This window comes from Nocardia sp. NPDC055050, assembly GCF_053608345.1.
On record NZ_JBSGVG010000007.1, the window covers coordinates 44,793 to 66,525 of the forward strand.

Annotated in this window: 20 protein-coding genes; 10 read left to right on the forward strand and 10 right to left on the reverse strand. The window is 68.6% G+C overall.

Features of this window, described 5'->3' with window-relative positions:
• The first annotated feature begins 14 nt into the window (after window positions 1-14).
• The 5 genes from ACWGCN_RS09455 to ACWGCN_RS09475 are packed head-to-tail and all read left to right on the forward strand — an operon-like array spanning window position 15 to window position 4,598.
• Window positions 15-1,001 carry a sugar phosphate isomerase/epimerase family protein gene (locus ACWGCN_RS09455; protein WP_452458270.1) on the forward strand — a complete coding sequence of 329 codons (987 nt, stop codon included), beginning with the start codon at window positions 15-17 and terminating at the stop codon, window positions 999-1,001.
• Complete coding sequence (locus ACWGCN_RS09460) at window positions 998-1,924, forward strand: carbohydrate ABC transporter permease (RefSeq protein WP_452458271.1); 927 nt, start codon at window positions 998-1,000, stop codon at window positions 1,922-1,924. The genes ACWGCN_RS09455 and ACWGCN_RS09460 overlap by 4 nt, the downstream gene beginning before the upstream one ends.
• Window positions 1,911-2,726 (forward strand): carbohydrate ABC transporter permease, encoded by an 816-nt coding sequence (locus tag ACWGCN_RS09465; protein ID WP_452458272.1) that lies wholly within the window; start codon window positions 1,911-1,913, stop codon window positions 2,724-2,726. The genes ACWGCN_RS09460 and ACWGCN_RS09465 overlap by 14 nt, the downstream gene beginning before the upstream one ends.
• A gap of 5 nt (window positions 2,727-2,731) precedes the next feature.
• On the forward strand, window positions 2,732-3,913 hold the full coding sequence (locus ACWGCN_RS09470; protein ID WP_378988877.1) for an ABC transporter ATP-binding protein: 1,182 nt from the start codon (window positions 2,732-2,734) through the stop codon (window positions 3,911-3,913).
• Window positions 3,888-4,598 carry a 5'/3'-nucleotidase SurE gene (locus ACWGCN_RS09475; RefSeq protein WP_378988875.1) on the forward strand — a complete coding sequence of 237 codons (711 nt, stop codon included), beginning with the start codon at window positions 3,888-3,890 and terminating at the stop codon, window positions 4,596-4,598. The genes ACWGCN_RS09470 and ACWGCN_RS09475 overlap by 26 nt, the downstream gene beginning before the upstream one ends.
• Here ACWGCN_RS09475 and ACWGCN_RS09480 read toward each other — a convergent pair.
• The 3 genes from ACWGCN_RS09480 to ACWGCN_RS09490 are packed head-to-tail and all read right to left on the reverse strand — an operon-like array spanning window position 4,576 to window position 8,232.
• Window positions 4,576-6,087 carry a class I adenylate-forming enzyme family protein gene (locus ACWGCN_RS09480; protein ID WP_452458273.1) on the reverse strand — a complete coding sequence of 504 codons (1,512 nt, stop codon included), beginning with the start codon at window positions 6,085-6,087 and terminating at the stop codon, window positions 4,576-4,578. The genes ACWGCN_RS09475 and ACWGCN_RS09480 overlap by 23 nt on opposite strands.
• Window positions 6,084-7,286 carry an FAD-dependent oxidoreductase gene (locus ACWGCN_RS09485; protein WP_378988871.1) on the reverse strand — a complete coding sequence of 401 codons (1,203 nt, stop codon included), beginning with the start codon at window positions 7,284-7,286 and terminating at the stop codon, window positions 6,084-6,086. Before ACWGCN_RS09485 ends, ACWGCN_RS09480 begins: the two co-directional genes overlap by 4 nt.
• Before the next feature lie 13 nt (window positions 7,287-7,299).
• Window positions 7,300-8,232 carry a PDR/VanB family oxidoreductase gene (locus tag ACWGCN_RS09490; RefSeq protein ID WP_378988869.1) on the reverse strand — a complete coding sequence of 311 codons (933 nt, stop codon included), beginning with the start codon at window positions 8,230-8,232 and terminating at the stop codon, window positions 7,300-7,302.
• Window positions 8,233-8,412: 180 nt separating this feature from the next.
• Here ACWGCN_RS09490 and ACWGCN_RS09495 point away from each other — a divergent pair, with 180 nt between their 5' ends.
• Window positions 8,413-8,823 (forward strand): hypothetical protein, encoded by a 411-nt coding sequence (locus ACWGCN_RS09495; protein ID WP_378988868.1) that lies wholly within the window; start codon window positions 8,413-8,415, stop codon window positions 8,821-8,823.
• A 14-nt stretch (window positions 8,824-8,837) separates the two neighbouring features.
• Here ACWGCN_RS09495 and ACWGCN_RS09500 read toward each other — a convergent pair whose 3' ends face one another.
• The 7 genes from ACWGCN_RS09500 to ACWGCN_RS09530 all read right to left on the reverse strand — a co-directional run bounded on the left by ACWGCN_RS09500 (window position 8,838) and on the right by ACWGCN_RS09530 (window position 18,113).
• Window positions 8,838-10,061 carry a vWA domain-containing protein gene (locus ACWGCN_RS09500; RefSeq protein WP_452458274.1) on the reverse strand — a complete coding sequence of 408 codons (1,224 nt, stop codon included), beginning with the start codon at window positions 10,059-10,061 and terminating at the stop codon, window positions 8,838-8,840.
• Window positions 10,058-11,302, reverse strand: coding sequence for an AAA family ATPase (locus ACWGCN_RS09505; protein WP_452458275.1), 1,245 nt, complete (start codon window positions 11,300-11,302; stop codon window positions 10,058-10,060). Before ACWGCN_RS09505 ends, ACWGCN_RS09500 begins: the two co-directional genes overlap by 4 nt.
• Window positions 11,303-11,528: 226 nt before the next feature.
• On the reverse strand, window positions 11,529-13,025 hold the full coding sequence (locus ACWGCN_RS09510; protein WP_452458276.1) for a hypothetical protein: 1,497 nt from the start codon (window positions 13,023-13,025) through the stop codon (window positions 11,529-11,531).
• 165 nt (window positions 13,026-13,190) lie between these two features.
• Window positions 13,191-14,609, reverse strand: coding sequence for a glyceraldehyde-3-phosphate dehydrogenase (locus ACWGCN_RS09515; protein ID WP_378989131.1), 1,419 nt, complete (start codon window positions 14,607-14,609; stop codon window positions 13,191-13,193).
• Window positions 14,610-14,819: 210 nt separating this feature from the next.
• Window positions 14,820-15,413: a hypothetical protein gene (locus ACWGCN_RS09520; RefSeq protein ID WP_452458277.1), complete on the reverse strand. Its 594-nt coding sequence runs from the start codon at window positions 15,411-15,413 to the stop codon at window positions 14,820-14,822.
• Between the two features lie 68 nt (window positions 15,414-15,481).
• Window positions 15,482-15,925 (reverse strand): DUF5990 family protein, encoded by a 444-nt coding sequence (locus tag ACWGCN_RS09525; RefSeq protein WP_452458278.1) that lies wholly within the window; start codon window positions 15,923-15,925, stop codon window positions 15,482-15,484.
• Between the two features lie 82 nt (window positions 15,926-16,007).
• On the reverse strand, window positions 16,008-18,113 hold the full coding sequence (locus ACWGCN_RS09530; protein WP_452458282.1) for an MMPL family transporter: 2,106 nt from the start codon (window positions 18,111-18,113) through the stop codon (window positions 16,008-16,010).
• A 90-nt stretch (window positions 18,114-18,203) separates the two neighbouring features.
• Here ACWGCN_RS09530 and ACWGCN_RS09535 point away from each other — a divergent pair, with 90 nt between their 5' ends.
• From ACWGCN_RS09535 to ACWGCN_RS09550, 4 genes are all read left to right on the forward strand, one after another.
• Window positions 18,204-18,719 (forward strand): MarR family winged helix-turn-helix transcriptional regulator, encoded by a 516-nt coding sequence (locus ACWGCN_RS09535; protein ID WP_387442669.1) that lies wholly within the window; start codon window positions 18,204-18,206, stop codon window positions 18,717-18,719.
• Between the two features lie 227 nt (window positions 18,720-18,946).
• Window positions 18,947-20,650, forward strand: coding sequence for an amidohydrolase (locus ACWGCN_RS09540; protein WP_452458279.1), 1,704 nt, complete (start codon window positions 18,947-18,949; stop codon window positions 20,648-20,650).
• A gap of 94 nt (window positions 20,651-20,744) precedes the next feature.
• On the forward strand, window positions 20,745-21,275 hold the full coding sequence (locus tag ACWGCN_RS09545; RefSeq protein ID WP_452529001.1) for a hypothetical protein: 531 nt from the start codon (window positions 20,745-20,747) through the stop codon (window positions 21,273-21,275).
• A gap of 151 nt (window positions 21,276-21,426) precedes the next feature.
• On the forward strand, window positions 21,427-21,711 hold the full coding sequence (locus ACWGCN_RS09550) for a GlsB/YeaQ/YmgE family stress response membrane protein (RefSeq protein ID WP_378988847.1): 285 nt from the start codon (window positions 21,427-21,429) through the stop codon (window positions 21,709-21,711).
• Window positions 21,712-21,733: the final 22 nt, after the last annotated feature.

The window sequence follows — 21,733 nt, forward strand, 5'->3', positions numbered from 1 at the left end:
GAAGAGAGACACCGTTGTCACACCAGGTATTCGCACACACGCCGCCGAACGGTTCGACCGACGGCGGCGCGATCCCGAACAAGATCGGCCTGACGGTCAATCCGTGGTCGGGAAAGCAGCTCCTACGCTCCGATTTCGAGGAGATGCGCGAATTCCTCGATGAGGCCGCGACCGCCGGGTTCGGCTATGCCGAACTCGGCGGCTGCGGCCTCGGGGTGGTGATCGGCGGACAGGTGCAGCGCTCCCGGCTGGCGGCGCTACGCGACGCGCTGGCCGATTGCCGAGTCCGGCTCACCCTGCACAGTTCGTGGCATTCCTCCGGACGCACCGGCAATCTGCTCGACACCGGGTCCGCGTCCTCGCAGCAACTCGGTCTGCTGGCGGATCTGGAGATCGCCGCCGCGATCGGCGCCGAGGTGCTGGTCTACCACGCCGGAGTGCTGCCGAGCCTCTACAGCGACGGTGCGGCACTGACCGAGGGCATGGCGACCGAGCGCACGATGTTGCGTGAGCTCGCCGACGAATCCGGCGCGCGCGGGGTCACGATCGCGATCGAGAACCGGGCGCCCGGTCCTGCGGTACTCACCCGCCGTTCCTACGGGATGCGGCTGGATCTGGTCGCCGAGCAGGTGCGCCAGATCGATCACCCCGCGGTGACGATGTGCCTCGATGTCGGCCACGCGTACCTGTCGGCCGGCTACCTGGACTACGACTACCTGGCCGCGATCCGCGAAGTCGCCCCGGTTGTCGGCCACATTCACCTGCACGACAATTTCGGCCGGATGCCGCGCCAGCCCGACGCGAACCCGTACGAACTCGAACTCCTCGGTGAGGGCGATCTGCACCTGCCGCCCGGCTGGGGCACGATCCCGCTGGACGAGGTGCTGGCGACGCCCTTCCCGCACGACCCGGCGATCATCATCGAGATGCGCCACGCCCGCCACCACGCGGAAGCCCTGCACACCACCCGGCGGCTGCTCGATGCGCGAGCCCGGTCATGACGCTCACCAAGGACCCCGAGGTCACGCCGAAGGCGCGCGTGGCCGAACGCCCCGCCGCGACCGGGCTCGCCTGGCTGTACTTCTCGCCGACCATGCTCTCGATCACCGTGTGGGTCTACGGGCCGCTCGTGTTCACCGCGGTACTCAGCTTCCTCGACTGGAACCTGGTGTCACCCGACATCGCGTTCAACGGCCTGAAGAACTACGAAACCCTCATCACCGAACCGGAATTCGGCAACGCAGCCTGGAACACCCTGAAGTACGCGCTGTTCGTGCTGCCGTTCGCGACGGTGGTGCCGTGCGCGCTGGCCATCGCGCTGTGGAAGCGCCCTGGCCGGATGAGCGAGTTCTACCGGATGCTGCTGTTCCTGCCGGTCGTGCTCGCGCCGGTGGCCAACGCGTTGTCGTGGCAGTTCATCCTGGACCCGCTGTACGGAACCCTCAATCAGGTACTGGGGTTCGCCGGGGTGGAACCGATCAATTGGCTCGGTGACCCCGCCACCGCGCTACCGACCGTCGTGGTAGTGACCGCCCCGAAAGTGGTGGCGCTCAACACCTTGCTCTTCGGCGCGGCGCTGGCGAACCTGGACCGCCGCACCATCGACGCGGCGCGCCTCGACGACGCCACCGAGGGCGAGATCACCCGCTCGATCATCCTGCCCCAGCTGCGACGCCCGATCATTCTGCTCGGACTGCTGTCGATGGTGGTGGTGTGGCCGTGGCTGTTCACCAATATCGGGGTGCTCACCCGAGGTGGGCCGAGCAATGCCACCGACAACGTCTACTACCGGCTCTACACCTACGGTTTCACCTTTTTCGACGCGGGCACCGCATCGGCGGCGGCCATCGTCATCGCGCTCGCGTTCGGGCTGCTCCTGACCGTTCACACCCTGCTCTCGAGGAGATTCCGTGCGACGCGGTGACGCGATCGGCAGACACCTGCTACTGATCACAGCCATTGTGCTGATGCTGTTCCCGGTGGCGATGGCCTTGGCCACCTCGTTCAAACCGGTGTCGACCATCTTCGATCTGAATCCGATCCCGCTTCCGGCGAGCTTGGAGAACTACGAAATGGCAGTGGGCAAGTTCCCGATCGGCACGCTGCTGTGGAACACCTTCGTGATGGCCGCGGGCGTCACCATCGCGACGATGCTCGTCGCCCTGCCCGCCGCCTACGCGCTGGTGCGCTTCGACAAGGCGCGCGGCCGTGGTTTCGTCCTCGCGGCCGTGGGCATTTCGCTGCTGATCCCGCCGCAGGCGCTGATCATCCCGCAGTTCCTGATGACCACGAAACTGGGCTGGCAGGGGCACACGATCGGGGTGATCATCCCGCAGCTCGGCGTCAGCGCGCTCGCGGTGCTGTTGCTGCGCGACCACATCCGTTCGGTGCCGCAATCGCTGATCGGCGCCGCCGTGCTGGAGGGCGCTACCTCGTGGGAGGTCCTGCGGCACGTGGTCCTCGGCGTGATGCGCCCGGCACTGGGCGCGGTGGCGATCCTGCTGTTCATCAGTACGTGGAACGAGTTCCTGTGGCCGCTGCTGGTGATGCCCGATCCCGAGGACACCACCATCCAGCCGGGTCTGGCGCTGTTCCTCGGCCCGGAGAGCGCGGACTACGGACCGATGCTCGCCGCGGCGATGCTGGCCTCGCTGCCGGTCGTCGTGATCTATGTCCTGGCGTCGCGACGGATCGCGGACGCCTTCCTTCATTCAGGGGTTCGGTAATCGACATGACCAGTCTCAGTGTGAGCGAGCCCCCGGTGCTGACCACCGAGCTCGATCTCTCGGCCGGCGTGGTGCTCGACGGCATCACCAAGCAATACGACGAGGACCGCCCGGCTCTCGACGTCGACCTGCTGCATGTGCCCGGACAATCGCTGACGGTGCTGGTCGGCCCGTCCGGCTGCGGCAAATCGACCGCGCTCGGCGTGGTGTCCGGCCTGATCACCCCCACCGCGGGACGGGTGCTCATCGACGGCGCCGACGTCACCGAGGTGGCGCCGGGACGACGCGGAGTCTCGATGGTGTTCCAGGATTTCGCGCTGTACCCACATATGACCGTCGAGCGCAATATCTCCTTCGGCCTGCGGCTCGAGGGCAAGCACAACCGCAAGTCCGGGCTGGACCGCACCGAGATCGAACGACGGGTGGCCGGCGCGTGCGACAGCCTCGGCCTGAGCGAACTGCGCCACCGCAAGCCCGCTCAGCTCTCGGGCGGTCAGCGTCAGCGCGTCGGGCTGGCCAGGGCGATCGTTCGGCAGCCGAAAGTGCTGCTGCTCGACGAGCCGCTGTCCGCACTCGACGCGCAGCTGCGCCAGCAGGCCCGGGTCGAGCTGGTACGACTGCATCGCGAGCTCGGCAATACCGTCGTGCTCGTCACCCATGACCAGCTCGAGGCCTTGTCGATGGCCACCCACCTGGTGGTGATGAACAACTCGCGGGTGTTGCAGGTCGGTAGTCCGGCGCAGGTGTACCGGCGACCGGTCGATCTGTTCGTCGCGACGTTCCTGGGTAGCCCGCCGATGAACCTGGCGACGGTGACGATGAACGACGCCGGGGACGAGATGACCGGGCGCGGACTGGAAGTACTGCTCCCCCAGGCTGTCCCCGGTGTTCCCGCCGAACTGACACTGGGCTGGCGGCCCGGTGACGGCACGCTCCGTGACCACGACGGCCCGGGCTTGCTCGTGCACGGTGTGGTGGAGCTGGTCGAGTTCACCGGCGACTCCAAGATCGCGCAGTGCACCGGCGAATCGGGTCGCTGGGCCGTGACGCTGCCCGCCAACGATCCGGCTCCGGCCGTCGGCGCGCGGATCCAGGTGTTCGTCCCGGCGCACCGGCTGCACCTGTTCGACCCCGACACCGGCTCCCGGGTAACGGCTTTCGATGCACCTGCTGATCACCAACGATGACGGATACCGCGCGCCGGGGCTCCTGGCGTTAGCGGAAGCCGTGCGGGCGCTCGGCATCGACGCGACGGTGGTAGCACCGAGCGGTCCGATGTCGGGCGCGAGCCAGTCCCGGCGCAGTGGCGTCGCAGTGGAGTGGGAGTGGGCCGCGCCGACCGCCGGAATTCCCACGATTCAGGTGGGGTCGACCCCGGCGGCCTGCGTGGTGTTCGCGCTGACCTCCGGGGTCCTGGCGCCGGTGGATCTGTGCCTGAGCGGTGTGAACGCGGGCGAGAACATCGGCGCCACACTCAATGTCAGCGGCACCTACGGTGCCGTCCAGGAGGCGGGAGCGCGCGGTGTGCCCGGCATCGCGCTCTCGCGCGAGTTCGGTGGTCCGTGGAACGCACCGCACGATTGGGATTGGAGCTGGGTCCCCGAGGCGACAGCCGGCGTACTCACCACGCTGCTCACAGCGCGGGCGGGCTGGTTCACCGCGAACGTCAACCTGTCCGGCACCGACCGGGGCGCGGATCCGGCCTACACCACGGTCAGCCGCGCGCTGTATTACACCGATGTCTTCGACATCGCCCAGGGCGCCATCCTCAGCACGATCGGTTACCGCGCCGAGGATCTGGCGCCCGACGACGACATCCACGCCTTCGCCGAGCAGCGGCGGACCAGCATCACCCTCGTCCGGCGGGCTTGAACGGTTCGGACCGCAACGCGGTCTTGACGATCTTCCCGCCGGGGTTGCGCGGCAACGGCGCCGTGCGCACCGAGAAGTACTGGGGCACTTTGAAATCGGCGAGCCGCTCGCGCAGGTGGTCGAGCACGGCGGCTTCGTCGAACTCGACGCCCTCGACCGGCACCACCACCGCGCCGACCTTCTCGCCCATCATGTCGTCGGGCACCCCGACCACCGCGGATTCGCCGATGCCCGGGGCGCCGGCGAGGGCGTTCTCCACCTCGACGCAGTACACGTTCTCGCCACCACGGTTGATCATGTCCTTGGCCCGATCGGCGATCGACACCAGCCCTTGCTCGTCGATGCGGGCGAGGTCACCGGTGCGCAGCCAGCCGTCGACGAAGGTCGCGGCGGTCGCGGCGGGGTTGTTCCAGTATCCGGCGACGACAGTGGCGCCGCGGATGAGCAGTTCGCCGACTCCGCTGACCGGATCGGGCGTTTCGATGGCCAGGTCGATGATCGGCGCGGCGAACCCCACCGATTCCGCGTGTTCGGTGGCCCACTCGTGGGGCAGGTAGGTCGCGATGGACGAGGTCTCGGTCAGACCGAACCCGTTGGCCAGCCGCGCGTTCGGGAAGTGCCGGGCGATCTCGGCGACCAGCGCGGGCGCGACCGGCGCGCCGCCGTAGGCGACCCGGTTCACCGCGCTCAGATCGAAGTCGGCGAAGTTCGGCTGCCGAAACGCAAGGTAGTAGATGGCGGGAGTGTTGGTGAGCGAGGTGACCCGCTCATCGACAATCGCGCGGAGGAAATCCTGAATCTTGAACTGCGGCAGGATGATCGTGCTGCCGCCGATGGCCAGCTGGGGAATCAGCTGACTGTTGCAGGCGGTGACGTGGAACAGGGGCACCGAGACCAGGTTGCGCAGGGTCGGGCCTTCGTCGGCGGCGATGTGGGCGAGCCGGCGCACGTTCTCCACGGTGGACAGCAGGTTGCGATGCGTGGTCATCGCTCCCTTGGGTCGTCCGGTCGTCCCACTGGTGTAGAAGATCGCGGCCAGATCCGTGGGACCCGCACCCTCGTGGACGTAGGGATCGCCCTGGGGCAGTGCCTCATTCGGCCGCAGACTGAACGCGGCGTCGGAATCGGTGAGGACATAGTCGATTTCGGGGTCGGCGAACCGGGTGTTGACCGGCACGGCAACCGCACCCGCGAGCACGATTCCGAGAAAGCCGACCACCCACTCCGTTCCGGCGTTCAACAGGATGGCAACACGGTCGCCCGGCTGAATTCCCTTGTCCCGCAACCCACCCGAGACCGCGGCGGCCCGGTCCCACAGTTGCCGGTACGAAAGTCGCTCGCCACCGATCTCGACGACGGCTTCCTGCTCGGGCCACGTCTGCACGGTGTGGCGCAGCATGTCCACCAGGGAATCGGGCAGGTCGGCGTAGTGCGCGATACCGTGCTCGTCGCGAAAGATCCCGGCGGTGCCGAACGGTTGCACGGTCATCGCGCACCCTGCGGGTTCAGCAGCGCGGCGAGGTTGTCCTCGGCGAAGAAGTCCCGGCCGCTGAGCCCGCCCGCCATCATCCGGAACCACTGCTGCGTGTGCTTCGCGCTGCTCGGCAACGCGCGCATCACCTCGACGTGCTTGTCCGGCAGCACCAGTCGCGAGGACTCACAGGTGAACCGGTACATCGGCTTGCTCGACCGATCCCGCTGCGCCTGATAGTCGGCGAGCGCTTCGTCGAGTGGCCGCGCCGCCGACAGCCCCTCGTGCGCCCGCTCGGCGAGCAGGTCGGCGTAGGTGAACGCGTCGCTGATCCCGAGGCCGGTGAACGGGTCCTTGTGATATCCGGCGTCGCCGACCAGCGCCCAGCCGGGGCCGTGTGATTCGCGGTAGAAGTTCTCCGGATAGCGGGCGATATAGAACCGTTCGTCGCGTTCGCCGGTGTCGAGCAGTTCGGCGAGGTCGGGCGCGGTTTCCTTGAACGCCAACGAGAAGTTGCGCTCGACATCGGCGCGGAACGGCGCGAACCGGTCGACGTATTGCACACACCAGATCAGCGTCTTGCCGTCGTGGGTCGGCCAGCCACCGACCGCCTGCTTGTCGCCGATCCGCAACTGGCTCTGCATGGTCAGGCCGGACCAGTACGAGTAGGCGGTGAAGGTCTCCCCCGGGATCACGTCGTATTTCTGAGCCCCGGTGAGCTGGGCGACGGTGGACGCGTATCCGTCGGCGCCGATCACGAGGCGAGCATGTTCGGTCACCGGTTCGCCGTCGCGGTCGCGGCCGACGATGCCGGTGACGAACTCACCGTCGCGCACCAGATCTGTCACGGTGACGCCTTCGCGCAGATCGACCCCGGCCTCGCGGGCGGCATCCTGCAACAGCTTGTCGAGCACGATGCGCCGCGGCGCGTAGGTCTCGGCGATACCGTCGATCGGGTCGGAGAAGCCTGAGAAGTGGGCGTCGGCGTAGGACATGGTGATCGAGTGGATGGGCGTGCAGCCGGTGGCTTTCAGCCGATCGAGCAGGCCCCAGTCCCGCAGCCGCGCCAGACCACTCTGCCGCAGCATGTGAGTCGACACGGCGTCTTTGGGAAACAGCGCCTGGTCGACGCAGAGCACCCGGTAGCCACGCCGCGCGAGCAGCATCGCGACTGTGGCGCCGGCGCAGCGCGCGCCGACAACAATGACATCGTGCACAGTTTTCGACCTTTCAGGCATCGAGCACGAGACGGTCCGTGCGCGCTCGGGAAACGCAGATCATCATGGTTTTGCCCGACTCTTGTTCAGCCGGGGTGAGCACCGAATCACGGTGCTCGACTTCGCCTTCGAGCACGGTGGTCTCGCAGGTCGCGCACGTTCCCTCACGGCACGACCACAGCACGTCGGCGCCCGCCCGTTCGAGTGCGTCCAGGACCGACGACCCGGCCGGAACCTCGATGGTCCGGCCGGAACGGTTGAGCACGACGGTGCTCGTCCGCTCGGGTCCGGTGGCCGCGATCTCCTTCGGATGAAAACGCTCGACCCGCAAGGCATCCGCGACACAGTGCTGCTCGACCGCGGCCAGCAGCGGCTCGGGGCCGCAGCAGTACACGAGCGTGCCCGAGGTCACCGGCGCGAGAATCTCGGCCAGTGGCATCAGCCCGACGTCGTCCTGCGCGTAGCGACGAACCCGCGCACCGTAGGCGGACAGCTCGCCGGCGAACGCCATCCGCGCGCCGGTGCGGCCGCCGTAGTGCAGTTGCCAGTCGGCGCCGCGCTGCTGCAGTTCGCGGATCATCGGCAACAGCGGGGTGATCCCGATACCGCCGGCGATCAGGAGGTAGCTCGCCGCCTGCGTGAGCGGGAAATTGTTGCGTGGCTCCCGGATCTCCAGCAGCGTGCCCGGCCGCACGTTCTCGTGCATCCACGCCGACCCGCCGCGGCCCTGCTCCTCGAGCAGCACCGCGATGCGATAACTGTCCCGATTCGCGGGATCGCCACACAGCGAGTACTGGCGAACGACGCCGTCGGGCAGGACGACGTCCACGTGCGCACCCGGTGCCCACGGCGGCAGTGGCGCGCCGCCGGGGTCGGTGAGCACAAAGGACAGCACGCCCTCTGATTCGTAGGTGATGGACCGAATTCGCACAATCGCGCTGATCACACGACGAGTCTCGCAGGGGTTCGGCGGCCCGCGGGGATTGATACTTTCAACGAATTGCCGGATTGAAATGGGGTCGATCGGCTATCGGCGGTCAGCGGGAGAAACGATCAGGAATCGAGAAGTTTCCAGGTCGGCGCCGTGTCAGCATTGTTTTCCATGGATCGACGAAAGGGTTTTGCGATGAACATCACCTGGGTTCGGCGAACTCATCGCGTGCTCGCCGTCGCCTTCCTCGCGGCCGTGCTAATCACGGTGCTCGGATTGTCGCTCAGCGGGCCCGAATGGGTGGTCTACCTGCCGCTCGTTCCGCTCGCCGGGCTGTTCCTGTCCGGTGCGTCGATGTTCGTGCGGCTCTTGCGCGGCCCGCACCCACTGTCGGCGTTCGGCGACAGTGCGGGTCGCGTCCGTCAGGTGCATCGCTGGTCCGCGGTGGTATTCGTCGTCACCGTTGTCGCCACGGTGATCGCGCTGGCACAACCGGAGCCGATCGTGTGGATCTCCTACCTCCCGCTGATCCCACTCGCCGGGCTCTTCCTGTCCGGCTCGTTCATGTTCGTGTCGCCGCTGGTACGGGCGCGGCGCGCCCACTAGCTGGGTGACTCCCGTCAGCCGATGTCGACCACTCGCGCCCATGCGGGTGGGCTGTCCGGGACGTAGTCCGGGTCGTCGTGGCGCCACGCGCGTTCTCGGCGGAAGAGGCCGACGACGGTTCGGCAGGCCGGTTGGTGGGAGGGCCAGGGGGTTTGGCCGTCGGTCAGGGCGACGAGTACGTCCGGGCGGGTGCGCAGGGCCTGGGTGAAACCGGTGCGCAGGTCGGTGCCGCCACCGCCGATCAGCGTCATGCCCTCGGCCTGGCACAGCGGGTGGGCGATTCTCGCCGCCGCGTCGCAGGAGAACACGGTGACCAGGTCGCGGCGGCCGCCGACGGCGCGGATGATGGCGGCGACTTCGAGCAGGGCGCTGCCCAGTTCGTCGTCGCTGACCGAGCCCGAGGTGTCGATGACCACGCTGACCTTGGGTGGGGTGCGACGCAGGCTGGGCAACACGATGCCGGGGAGTGCGGTGGAGCGGCGGGCGGGGCGCCGGTAGGTGTAGTCCTCGCCGACGCCGGGAGCCGAAGCGGCCGCGCGCAGTGCCGCGCCGAGCAGGTCCCGCCACGGCTGGGAAGGATGCAACGCCTCCTTCGCCCAGCGCCGCCACCCCTGGGGCGCGTCTCCCGGACGCCCGACGATGCCCTGTGCCACCAGGAATCGGACGCCGTCGCGCTGCTGTTCGCTGAGACCGTCCGCGCCGTCGGGTCCCAGCTCCCATTCGCGGTCCGATCCGTCCGCGCCGCTGCCGCAGTCGAGCCACGCCATGTCTTCGGTCAGCCGCCCGAGGCGGAACTGACTCAGGTAGTCCTCCATGAGTTGCCCCGGATCCAGCCCCAATGTGCTGGGCAGCACGGCGCCCTCGGGCCAGACCAGCCCGTCACCGAACGCGTCGTCGTTGATCTCGGCGTCCGCGGCGATGTTCATGCGCAGCCGCTCCCCCGGACCGGTCAGGTCGTGGGCGTGGGCGTAGCGGTCGCTGCGCACGTGATGGTCTCGCAGCAGGTGCGACACCTCGTGCACCAGGATCGAAGCCAGTTCTTCCACCGGTGTGTAGTCGACGAATCGTGGCGAGACGTAGCACCGCCAGTGTTTGTCCACGCCCATCGTCGGTGACCTCGGCGACTCGACGATGTGCAGCGCGTACAGAGCCGTCGCCAGATAAGGGCGGGCCGAAACCGCCTGCAGCCGTGCGGCATACAGCTTGCCGAAATCCAGTCCGGTGGCGTCCGCTGTCATCGGCCCGCCTGCACGGCAACGCGGGCCGCGGCGCGATCGGCACTCTGCGACACCGCCACCACCCCGGCCAGCTGTTCGATCGCCGCGGGCACCTCCCAGTTCTCGCGGCGCAGCGTGGCCAGCGTCGTCGCGGGAACAACCACCAGGTCGGGTGCTCCGGTTTCCACGGCTTTCACCAGCAGCGACCAAGCCGCGTCCCATCGAGCCCGCTCCGGTCGTTTGCGCACCGCCGCCACCACACCGTCGAGAACGGCCTGACGCAGGTCGCCCCGGGTCGGCAGTTCAGCGGCGACCGGATCGGCCAGCAATGCTTCCGGGTCGGGCAGATCCATCCGATCGATGCTGGTGAGCAGTTCGAAACCGGGCCCGTCACCGACTGTGCCGCGGATCAACTGCGACAGCACATCACGACTCGCGTCGGCCGCGGTGGCGAAGGCGATCAGCCGCACGGTCATCTCCCAACTCCGCGGTGACGCCCAGGCACCGCCCCGCCGGGTTTCGGTGGTGGGCATCTGGTGCACGAGCTTGGGCCGAGCCGCGAGCAAGGTGCATACCGCGCGACGGGCGAATGCGACCGCCTCCGGCAGGCTTTCGGCCGCGAGCCGCGGCAGGGTCGCGTGTGGCCAGGTTCCGCCGAGGCCGCGGACGACGACGTCGTGTTCGTGAGTCCACTGCAGGTGCACGAATCGGTTCGCCAGCGGCGGGCTCAGCTCCCAGCCGTCGGCGGCCGACGAGCGTGGGTTGGCGGCCGCGACGATGCGCACACCCGGCGGCAGTTCCAGTGCGCCGACCCGCCTTTCGAGAACGACGCGCAGCAGCGCGGCCTGCACGGCGGGCGGCGCGGTGGACAGTTCGTCGAGGAACAGCAGGCCGCGCCCGGCCCGCACGAGCCGAACCGCCCAGTCCGGCGGCGCCATCGGCACCCCCTGGGTCGCGGGGTCGTCGCCGATGATCGGCAGGCCGGAGAAGTCCGACGGCTCGTGCACGCTCGCGATCACCGTGGTCAGCGGCAGTTCCAGGGACTCCGCGAGCTGGGTCAGGGCAGCGGTCTTGCCGATGCCCGGCTCTCCCCACAGCAGCACCGGCAGGTCGGCGGCCACAGCCAAGGTGAGCGCTTCCAGTTGCGTGTTGGTGCGCGGCTCCGTCTTCACCGCACCCAGCAGGGCAAGGAGTTCGCCCGCGACGTCGAGCTGGGAGTCGGTGGCGCGAGTCGGAAGCGGGCAGAGGGTATGAACAGTCATGTGTGCATCACCTTTTGGGTTCGGAGGAATTCGATGGGCGAGCTCAGGCGGAGCGAGCCCGCCCTCGGGGTCTGTCGATGAAGTACGAGGTCGGCGGCGCGAAGGCCGCACGAATCCGCGGTCGAGGCGAGGTCCCGGCGACCCGCGGATCAGCCGGTCGTACCAGGCCCACACGACCCCACCTGTCAGCGAGACAAGGCGTGGCCCTGATGGCCCGGACGCCAACTCAGCGCAAGGCCAGGCGTTTCGGACGTGCGCGACGACCCTTGCGGTCGTAACGGTCGGGAAGAACGTGGCCGCGGCCGGGTGCGGGTAGACCGGCCCGGAACAGACCATAGGTAATCCGTTGCCGTACAGCGGCTTCGAGTGCGTCGCGAAGTGGTCCGTCGCGCAGCGTCGCGTCCGCGCCGAGCTGGGCTTCGACGATGGTGAGGGCGCCGTCGATATCGCCGTGGTCCAGGCGGTCGCAGACGCCGACGAGCCAATCCGGTTGGCGCAGTGACCGGTCGATGGCCTGGAGGCAGGGCATCGGTGTTCCGGTCAGGGCCGCCAGGAGTTCTTCACGCCGGATCTCGGTGGGGTCGTGATCCAGGGCGGCGAGCACCCCGTTCACCAACCCGATCCGATGACGTTCGCCCCGGCACTCCACGATCCGATGACCGGCGGCGGTGGTCCCGGAGGTCGCGGTCGGCGCGCCGTCACAGCCGAGCGCCGAGGCGACCAGCGGATGCAGTCGATCGGCGGCGATCGCGCCCGCGCGCAGCAATTCCAGGTCGGGGAGCACCCAGGTCGCCGCGTCGGGCAGAACCGGGAGGGCGGAGATTCCGCCACGCGGGTGTTCCCTCGAAATCCGCACGGCGAGTGGGTCCTCCGCACGCACGTCCAACACGAGGCGCTTGCGCGCACCACACCGCACCAATACCAACCCGGACCGGCGCCCCTCGGCATGCAGCAGAATCCCCGCTTCGTCCGCCCACCGGTCGACGGCGCAACCCGGGGGTGCCGTTGCGGACACAGAATCCCTGGGGTCGTCGCCTGCCGCAAGCCCTTGGGCGGCGAATTGCCCTGCACCAGAACGGGTTCGCAACTCTTCCACCCTGCGCGAATCCCACAGGTGACGGTGCAGGTCGAGCCGGTAGCGACTGCTGGGTCGGGGGTGTGGGTGCATGCGCGCGCTGGCGACGGGGCTCGCCGTGTCCCACAGCGCGAGGCTGATCCGCTGTCCGGCGGCCGCCCAGGCCGGTGGCGTACGGACCACCAGATACACGGAATCCGCACCGTCACACTGCGTTACGTCACCGGCCGCGCTGTCGAGGCCGGCGATGCCCCCGGATTCGTACCGAGCCAGCGCCATCGTCAACCCGGGTCGCAACAGACCGTCCGGCGCGATTCTGGGTAGATGCCAGCGCAACAGGTCCGGCGCCAGATATCGCAGGTCGGCCCGTACCCGGGCGGCGAATCCTCGACCGTGGGTCCGCGCCAACGTCCGCAGATCCACATCGAGATCGACGTGCGCAGCGGCGCAGGCCCCCGACCAGTCACCGACGAGCCGCCGTGCGGTGGCGGCCTCGATCATGGCGGACGGCACAGCGAGTTCGCGCACGCGCGACCAGAGGTCGAGGCGCGCATCGTCATAGGACGTTCGGGAGGACTGCTGATATTCGGTGAATTCCCCGCGTTCACGCGGGACAGAAGCCGGTTCGATGACCGGCGTGGGGCTCAACGGCCCGGGCGCAGAACGCCCTTTCGACTCGATGTCATGTCGCCAGTATGCACAACAACACGCGAGCCGACAAGCGGTGCTGGTCGGGTCGCGCGGTCTGCCACCGAGTCGACGAGGCAGGCGGGCCCTGGTCACCGACCAGATGCCCGCCTTGCCGGCGGGCCGCTATCGCGCGTCGGTGAGCTCGCGCACGTCGGACTGCGCACCCAGTTGCGGGTAGGTCGGGTATTCGATGCCCGAGATGTACTGCACGGTCCGCACCACCTGGCACGAGTAGCCGAATTCGTTGTCGTACCAGACGTAGAGGATGGCGGTGTCGCCCTCGACGATGGTGGCGTTGGCGTCGATGATCGAGGCCGCCCGCGAGCCGATGAAGTCGCTCGAGACCGCGTCGGTGGCGGCTGTGTAGTCGAGGTTGCGGCTCAACGGGCCCGCGAGGGATACCTGACGCAGGTACGCGAGCACGTCTTCCTTGGTCGTGTCCTGCTTCAGCTGCAGGTTCAGGATCGCGACGGAGACGTCCGGGGTGGGAACGCGGATCGAGTTGCCGGTGATCTTGGCTTTGAAGTCCGGCATCGCCTTGGCCACCGCGGAGGCGGCGCCGGTCTCGGTGAGCACCAGGTTGAACGGCGCGGAACGACCGCGCCGATCGGCCTTGTGGTAGTTGTCCAGCAGGTTCTGGTCGTTGGTGAACGAGTGCACCGTCTCCACGTGTCCACGCACGATGCCGAACTCGTCGTCCATGGCCTTGAGCGGCGGCACGATCGCGTTGGTCGTGCAGGAGGCGCAGGAGAAGATCTGCTGCGACAGGTCCAGGTCGCGGTGGTTGACGCCGTGCACGATGTTGGGCACGTCACCCTTGCCGGGCGCGGTGAGCACGACCTTCGCGATGCCGGGACGCAGGTGCTGCTCCAGGCCCTCGCGGTCACGCCAGCGACCGGTGTTGTCGATCAGGATCGCGTTGTCGATGCCGTAGGCGGTGTAGTCGATCGTCGTCGGGTCATCGCTGTAGATGAACTTGATGACGTTACCGTTCGCGGTGATCGTGTCGTTGTCGGTGTCGACCTTGATCGTGCCGTTGAAGTGCCCGTGCACCGAGTCGCGACGCAGCAGCGACGCCCGCTTGGCCAGGTCGTCGTCGCCGCCCTTGCGCACCACCACCGCGCGCAGGCTCAGCCCGTTGCCCGACCCGGCCTTCTCGATCAGCAGCCGGGTGACCAGCCGCCCGATCCGCCCGAACCCGTAGAGCACCACATCACGCGGTCCCTGCGACACGGCCTTGTTGCCGTCGCTCACCTCGGCCAGCACCGAGGTGGTGAACTCCTCGACCGACAGGCCCCGCTCGTCGGCGTGAAACGCCATCACCAGCTGGCCCAGGTCGATCTTGCACGGCCCCAGATCCAGCCGGCTGATCACCTCGAGGAACGGCAGGGTCTCGTCCACCGACAGCTCTTCGCCGCCGATCTGGCGCGCGAACCGATGCGTCCGCAGGATGCTGATCACCGACTTGTTCACCAGCGACCGGCTGTGCAGCAGAATCGTCACACCCTTGCTGCGGTACAACGTCCCGATGATGGGAATCATCGCCTCCGCCGCAGCTTCCTGAGCGTTCCAGCGATCAAGTTGTTCGGTAGTCAACACACGTCCTCTGGGTTCATCGATACTTCCGCTGCATCGATGCTAGTGAGCGCGGAATTTTCACCGTGGGCCACTCCCCACCGGTGAGATCGTGCGCACTGTGCTGAGAGGAATGCCCGCGATCGGGCGACTGTGACCCGCGGCACCGAACACGGCTCAGAACTTGCCGGTGTGGTGCTCGACGCGGTGGCCGAGCCGGGCGGTGAACTCGGCGATGAATTCGTCGGTCAGCGGTGGCCAGCCCCAGAAGTCGAAGGCAAGGGCGCCGAGGGCGAAGCCCCACGGCCATTGCCAGTCGGTGATCGCGCCGGCCGTACCGCACGCGGTGCATGCCACCGCACCGGTGCCCGTCTGCTCCCACCCTTCGATCGCGTCCGAAAACGGTTGCCACACTGCGGGATCAGGTTCCCAGGCCCGCGGGTAGTCGATGATCACCGTGCTTGCCCGGCAGCTCGGGCACGTCGCGTCGGCCGGGGCGATCTCACCCTGGCCGCCGTAGTGGGCGTGGCGGCCGACGATGACCCCTACCGGGGCGGGAATCCACTCGGCGCCCCAATCCTGGGCGATCTCCGCCCACGCGGGCCCTGCCACATACCCTTCGTCGACGTGGAGGCTGTACATCGCGTCCGCCGAGGTCTCCCGCAGCAGCCACCCCCGCGACACCATCCAGTCGATCGTCGCCTCCGCCGACGCTTCGGCATCCGCCGCGGCCACATCGAGATCGACGATCCGTTCGAAGTTGTCACCCACCCTTCGCATCCTGCCACCGCGGTCCGACAGAGTGTGGCGCACGCCAGCACCGCGGGTCGATGCTGTGGTCAGGTCGCGGCAGCCCAGCGGATCGACGCGGGTTCCACCCTCGCGCACAACGGGTTTCCGGTCGCGTCCGTGAGGCCGAGACGAGCCTCGAGCACGCCCGATTCGGTCGCGGCCGCCAGCGTCTCTGCGGGAACGTCGGCGAGCATCAGTTTGGCGCGCCGGAACATCGTGAGCGTTGCGGTGTCCTCGTCGCTGACCCAGCTGAGGTAGAGGAACCGCTCCCCCGGTCGGCCCTGGACGTAGGGCCCTCGGACGTCGGTCTCGTGGACGGTGCACTCGACCGTCCACGTGACGGTTTCCGAGTCACCACGCTGTAGGTCGAGCAGCTCCTGTGGCCGGTTCCTGCGCTGCACGCCGACATGAATGTTCGAGTACGCCGTCTCGATCCCGGGCGGTCGACAGGACGACCCCGGCAGCTGTGTCCCCACGATTCGGATACGCATTCCGCGATTCTCCCGCACGCCTGCGCCGATTTCCGCGCAATGTTCGACGACGCAGCGGAGTCCGCCGATTTCACCGCGGAGCTCAGTCCACGGCCACCGCTTCGGTCGAAGCAGGCTGTGCCGCTTCGGCTTTCGCGAGCGATCCCGGCCACCACACCTTGTCGCCCAGCAGCGCGAACAGCGCGGGGACAACCAGCGTGCGCACCACGAACGTATCCAGCAGGATGCCGATCCCGACCACGATGCCCAACTGGGTCAGGGTGATCAACGGCAGCACACCGAGCACACAGAACACCGCGGCCAGCACCACACCGGCGCTGGTGATCACGGCTCCGGTCGAGGCGACCGCGCGCACCATGCCCTGGGTGGTGCCGTGCGCGCCCGCTTCCTCGCGGGCCCTGGTGACCAGGAAGATCGTGTAGTCCACCCCCAGCGCGACCAGGAACAGGAAGCCGAACAGCGGCACGTTCGTGTCCAGGGCGGGGAAGCCGAAGATCGTGCCGCTGATCCAGCTGCCCGCACCGAGCGCCGCGAGCGCGCTGAGCACCGTGACGCCGACGAGCAGCACGGCGGCGGGCACCGCGCGCAGCAGTGCCAGCAACACCAGCAGCACAACGGCGAGGATGAGTGGAATGACCAGCGCCTGGTCACGGCGGGCGGCGTCGCGGATGTCGAGCGCTTCGGCGTCCGTACCGCCGACGAGGGCCTCGGCGCCGGGGACGGTGCCGACCGCCGTCCTGATCGCCTCGATGGTGGTGAACGCCGCCACCGAGCCGGGCGGCGCCTCCAGAACGACCGACCACCGTGTCGCACCGTCGGCAGAGGTACCGGTAGCGGTGGCGCGCGAAATGCCCTGTACGCCGTCGAGGGCCGACTGGATCCGGGTGGTGGTTTCGCTGCGCGCGATCACCACGGCGGGATCCGACGAGCCGGACGGGAAGTGGTCGGCCATTGTTTCGAGCCCGTCGACGGACTCGGCCTCGACGCGGAACTGCTCGGTCTGCGAGAGCCCGATATCGGTGGTCGCGAGCCCGGTCGCGAAGACGATCAGCACCGCCGAGGCCGCCCCGGCCACGACGGCAGGGCGGCGCACCACCCGCTTCGCGACGACCGCCCAGACGCCCTGCTCGGCCGCGTCGCGACCGTCCGCCTTCGGCACGAACGGCCAGAAGACCCGCCGACCGCACAGTGCCAGCGCCGGCGGCAACGCGGCGAGCACGAAGATCAGCGCCACCACGAGTCCGGCGGCGGCGAACGCGCCGAGGCTGCGGGTGTTGGGAAGCAGCGCCAGCAACAGCGTCAGCAGAGCCAGGACAACGGTGACATTGCTGGCCACGATGGCGGGCGCGGCATGGCGCACCGCGGCGCGCAAGGCCACTCGATGATCGGTGTGGCGATGCAGTTCGTCGCGATACCGCGATACCAACAGCAGCGCGTAGTTCGTTCCCGCCCCGAAGACCAGCACGCTGGTGATGCCCGACGTCGAACCGTCGAAGGCGAGCCCGGTGAGCTCGGCCAGGAGCGTGCCGACACTGGTGGCGACGCGGTCGGCGAGCCCGACCACCGTCAACGGCACCAGCCACAACACCGGGGAGCGATAGGTGACGATGAGCAGGGCCATCACCACGATCGCGGTGACGATGAGCAGCAGCGAGTTCGCACCGGAGAAGGAGTCGGCGATATCGGCGCCGAAGGCCGGTCCGCCGGTGATCTGCACGCGCAGCGCATCGGGTAGATCGGTACTGACGGCGGCGCGCAGTTCGTCGACCCGATCGGTGAGCGCGAAGCCGTTGAGCTGTGCGGACACCGGAATCTGGGCGAGCGCGGCCCGCCCGTCGGGAGCGAGCATCACCCGGGGATCGTCGGTCGGCGAACCACCCGCGCGGGTGAGCGCCGCGTCCACTGCCGTGAGATCGGCCGGTGTCAGCGGACCGCCGTCGTCGCGGGTCGCCACCATGATCGCGGCGGCGGTTCCGGCATCGGGAAACCGTGCCGCGGCCTCGGCGGCCAGGGCGGATTCCGCCGATCGCGGCAACGACACCGGGGCCTGGCCCGCGCTGTCGTTGCTCCCCGCCAGCGCCATCACCGCCATGGCGGCCGCGACGACAGCGAGCAGTACCGCCCACGATCGCCGACCGGTGACCAGCCCGGCGAACCGGTCCCAACCGTTTCCGTCACTCACTCGCATCACGCCGAAACTATTTCAGAAACTTAACTAATTGGCAATGCCGGCGGCTCCGACGGCTAAGCTGCCTGTCGGACAGAGAGGAGGCCGCGCGTGGATGACGACACCGCCGACACGAACCCGGCCGCCGACCGGACAGCGCTCGAGACCGGCATCGCCCGGGATCTGCGTGCGCTGACCGCGATCTCCGAACAGATCGGTCATGTCTTCGCGCGATCGAACGACCTGCGCCCGAACGATTTTCGCGCCCTGATGCACGTCGCCACGGCCGATGCCGAGGGCTCACCGGTGAGCGCGGGCCAGTTGAGCAAGCTGATGGGCGTCTCCGCGCCCGCCGTCACCTACCTGGTCGAGCGCATGATCGAATCCGGGCACCTCGACCGCGTGCCCGATCCGGCGGACCGACGGCGGGTCAACCTGACCTATACCGACCACGGCATGTCGGTCGCCGCCGGATTCTTCGGACCACTCGGTTCCCGCACCCGCGACGCGCTGTCCGCCCTGCCCGACAGCGACCTGACGGCCGCGCACCGCGTGCTCGTGAGCGTCACGGCCGCACTGCGCGAGTTCTACGCCGAACTGCCGGAGCCAGGGCGAACCGCCGAATAAACGTGTCCGGAACCGGCATACGCGACCGCTCGGCTCGACACGGCGCCGACGTCCAACGGGCCCGCTCGACCTGCGATCGGACACGCGTGTCGCCCTCTCCGCCGGTAGCCCTCAGGGAATAGCCTGGGCTGGTCAGCAGCATTTCCGACCTTTGTTGCCGCCGAATCGGTGTCCACGGTCGGCCGAATTCTTCTCCGCCTCGAACACCACAAGCGAGGGAGTTGGCTGTGTCGGATTTCATTCTCACCGCAGGCACCGTGATCACCATGGACGAGGACCGCCCCCGCGCTGACGCCGTCGCGGTCTCGGGTTCACGCATCGTCGCGGTCGGGTCGCTGGCCGAGTGCGTGTCGGCGGTGGCCCCGGACGCCGAGGTCATCGATACCGGCGCGCGAGCGTTGCTGCCGGGGTTCGTCGAACCGCACGGGCATCCGTTCCTGGGCGGGGTCCTCACCCAACCACCCATCGCACAGATCACCCCGTGGGTAGCGCCGACCTGGGACGATGTGGTGGCCGTGTTCACAGCGGCCATCGCCGCGACCGACCCGTCGACGCCGTTGGTGTTCAACGGGTTCGACGCACTGCTCCAGGAACACGCGGCACCGACAGCATCGGACCTGGACGCGATCTTCGGTGATCGGGTGGCCGTGGTCCTGGACAACTCCGCGCACGGCATCTACTTCGACACCGCGCTCATCGAGCGCTACGGCTGGTCCGACAACCCGCCACCGGACCCCGACGGCGGTCACTACGGCCGCAATCCGGACGGCTCGCTCGACGGTCAGGGCTTCGAAGTGCCGGTGCTCACCGCGGTCATGACGCCGTTGATCGCCGAGATGCCCAGCCCGCTGCTCAGCGGCGCCGGGTTCTTCGCGGCGATGTCGCGCGCCGGGTACACCACGACCTCGGACATGGCCTACGACCCGCAGACCGCACACGACTACGAAACACTGGCCGCCACCACATCGTGCCCGCTGCGGGTCAACCTGTGGGAGATGTCGACCACCGACACCTACACCGAGCCCGAGACCTTCGCCGCCGGCGACGAGATGCTGCGCAAGGCCGGCGTCAAACTCTGGACCGACGGTGCGGTCTGGGTGGGCAGTGCGGCGACGTCGTTTCCCTACCTCGATACCGACGCGACTCGGCGCGCCGGTATCGACCCGGCGACCGCGGGCGGCACCGGTTCGCTCAACTACACCCGATCGCAGCTGGACGAGATTCTGGACAAGGCCGCGCCCGCGGGCTGGCAGATGTCGTTCCATTCCAACGGCGATCTGGCCGTCGAGCTGGCCCTGGACGCTTACGAGGCAGCGTTGCAGCGCCACGGCCTGACCGGCACCGATCACCGGTGGCGGATCGAGCACCTGGGCGGAGCGAGCCGCGCGCAGATGGACCGAGCGGCCCGGCTGGGCGTGCACGTGTCGCTGTCACCGTTCCAGTACTACTTCTGGGGCGATCTGCTCGACGGCGCGATCTTCGACCACGAACACGGCAGCCGGTGGCAGCCCACCGCCGACGCGCTGGCCTCGGGGGCGTGCGTGTCCCTGCACAACGACGGGCCGGTCTCGCCACCGTCGCCGCTGGTCAACATCCAGACCGTCGCCTCCCGACGCACCCGCGCCGGCACCGTACACGGCGCCGATCAGGCGATTCCGCTCGAGGACGCGATCCGCGCGCAGACGATCAACGCCGCCCGAACCCTGCGCCGCGATCACCTGATCGGGTCCATCGCGGTCGGCAAGCTGGCCGACTTCGTCGAGTTGTCCGGTGACCCCTACGAGGTCGACCCGGCCACGTTGGGCGAGACCGCCCGGGTCAACGGCACGTGGGTGGGCGGGCGCCGGGTCGACCTCGACGCGTTCCTGGCCGCAGTGCCGAACAGCGACACGACCCCGCGCCCGAGCGCGCGCCTCGGACCGTGCTGCTGAGCCTGCGCCGACCCTGGACCGAGGGGAATCCCTGAGCTGAAGCTCCGGGTCGGGACCTGATGTGCCCGACCCGTCCCGACGGGAGCATCGAAGAATGGAAACCGTTGGCAATCAGGATATTTCAGGAACCGTTCGACCGCGTCTCGGTGTCGCGACGCTGGCATCGGCTGTCACGGTAGCGGGCTTGCTCGGGCTCTCGACGGCAACCGCGTCCGCGGACACCGCTGTCAGCTGTTCGTGGGCGGGCACCCCGTACACACAGGGAGCCACCGTCGTCGCCGGTGGCTGGACCTTCACCTGCGGCCGATCGCAGGCCGGGGACGCGCGCTGGGATCGCGGAGCATCGACGCATCGGACGAGCACGGTCGCCAATCCGGGCGCCGCCGCCGAGCCCACCGGCCGCTTCAGCGCGGGGGCGGTCCAGCCGGGCACCGGATACAACGACTATTGCGTGGGTGAGCAGCTCGTCAGCGGTCGGGAAGCCGTCTACGAAGCCGTGCCGGACGGGCGCGGCCTGCGCTGGCGGCAGGCGGGTCCGATCACACAGTGGCGTTTCGAGCAGGGCGACGGCACTGCCCCGGCGGGCCGGTCCGCGAGCGAGTGCCGGGTGGATCCTCAGTTCTGAGCAGCATCGACGGCGATGGGGTGATCCGGCGTCGGCGCGGACACGCTTCGACAACGCCGAGGACACGACCCTGGTTCTCCGGGCGAAGGGGAGAAATGATCGAACTTGACCGGCACTCCCCGGCCATCGGCACAACGTGGAGGTTCGAGCGATGTGGAACGCGATTGTTCAGATCTGTGGATTCTTGATCATCGGCGCCGTGGTCGGCGTGCTCGCCAGGGTGCTCAAGCCGGGTAAGGAGAACATGAGCATGGGCATGACCCTGGTGCTCGGCATGGTGGCGGCGCTGATCGCGGGCGTTATCGCCAGCCTCATCGGCGTCGGCTCCATCACCGAGCTCAACTTCTGGGGCTTCGTCCTCGCGGTCATCGCGGCGGTGGTGCTGCTGTTCGCGGCCGAGTCGATGGGCGCCCGCAAACACCCGCCGGTGGCCTGAGCCGAACGCGTCGGCGCTCGCC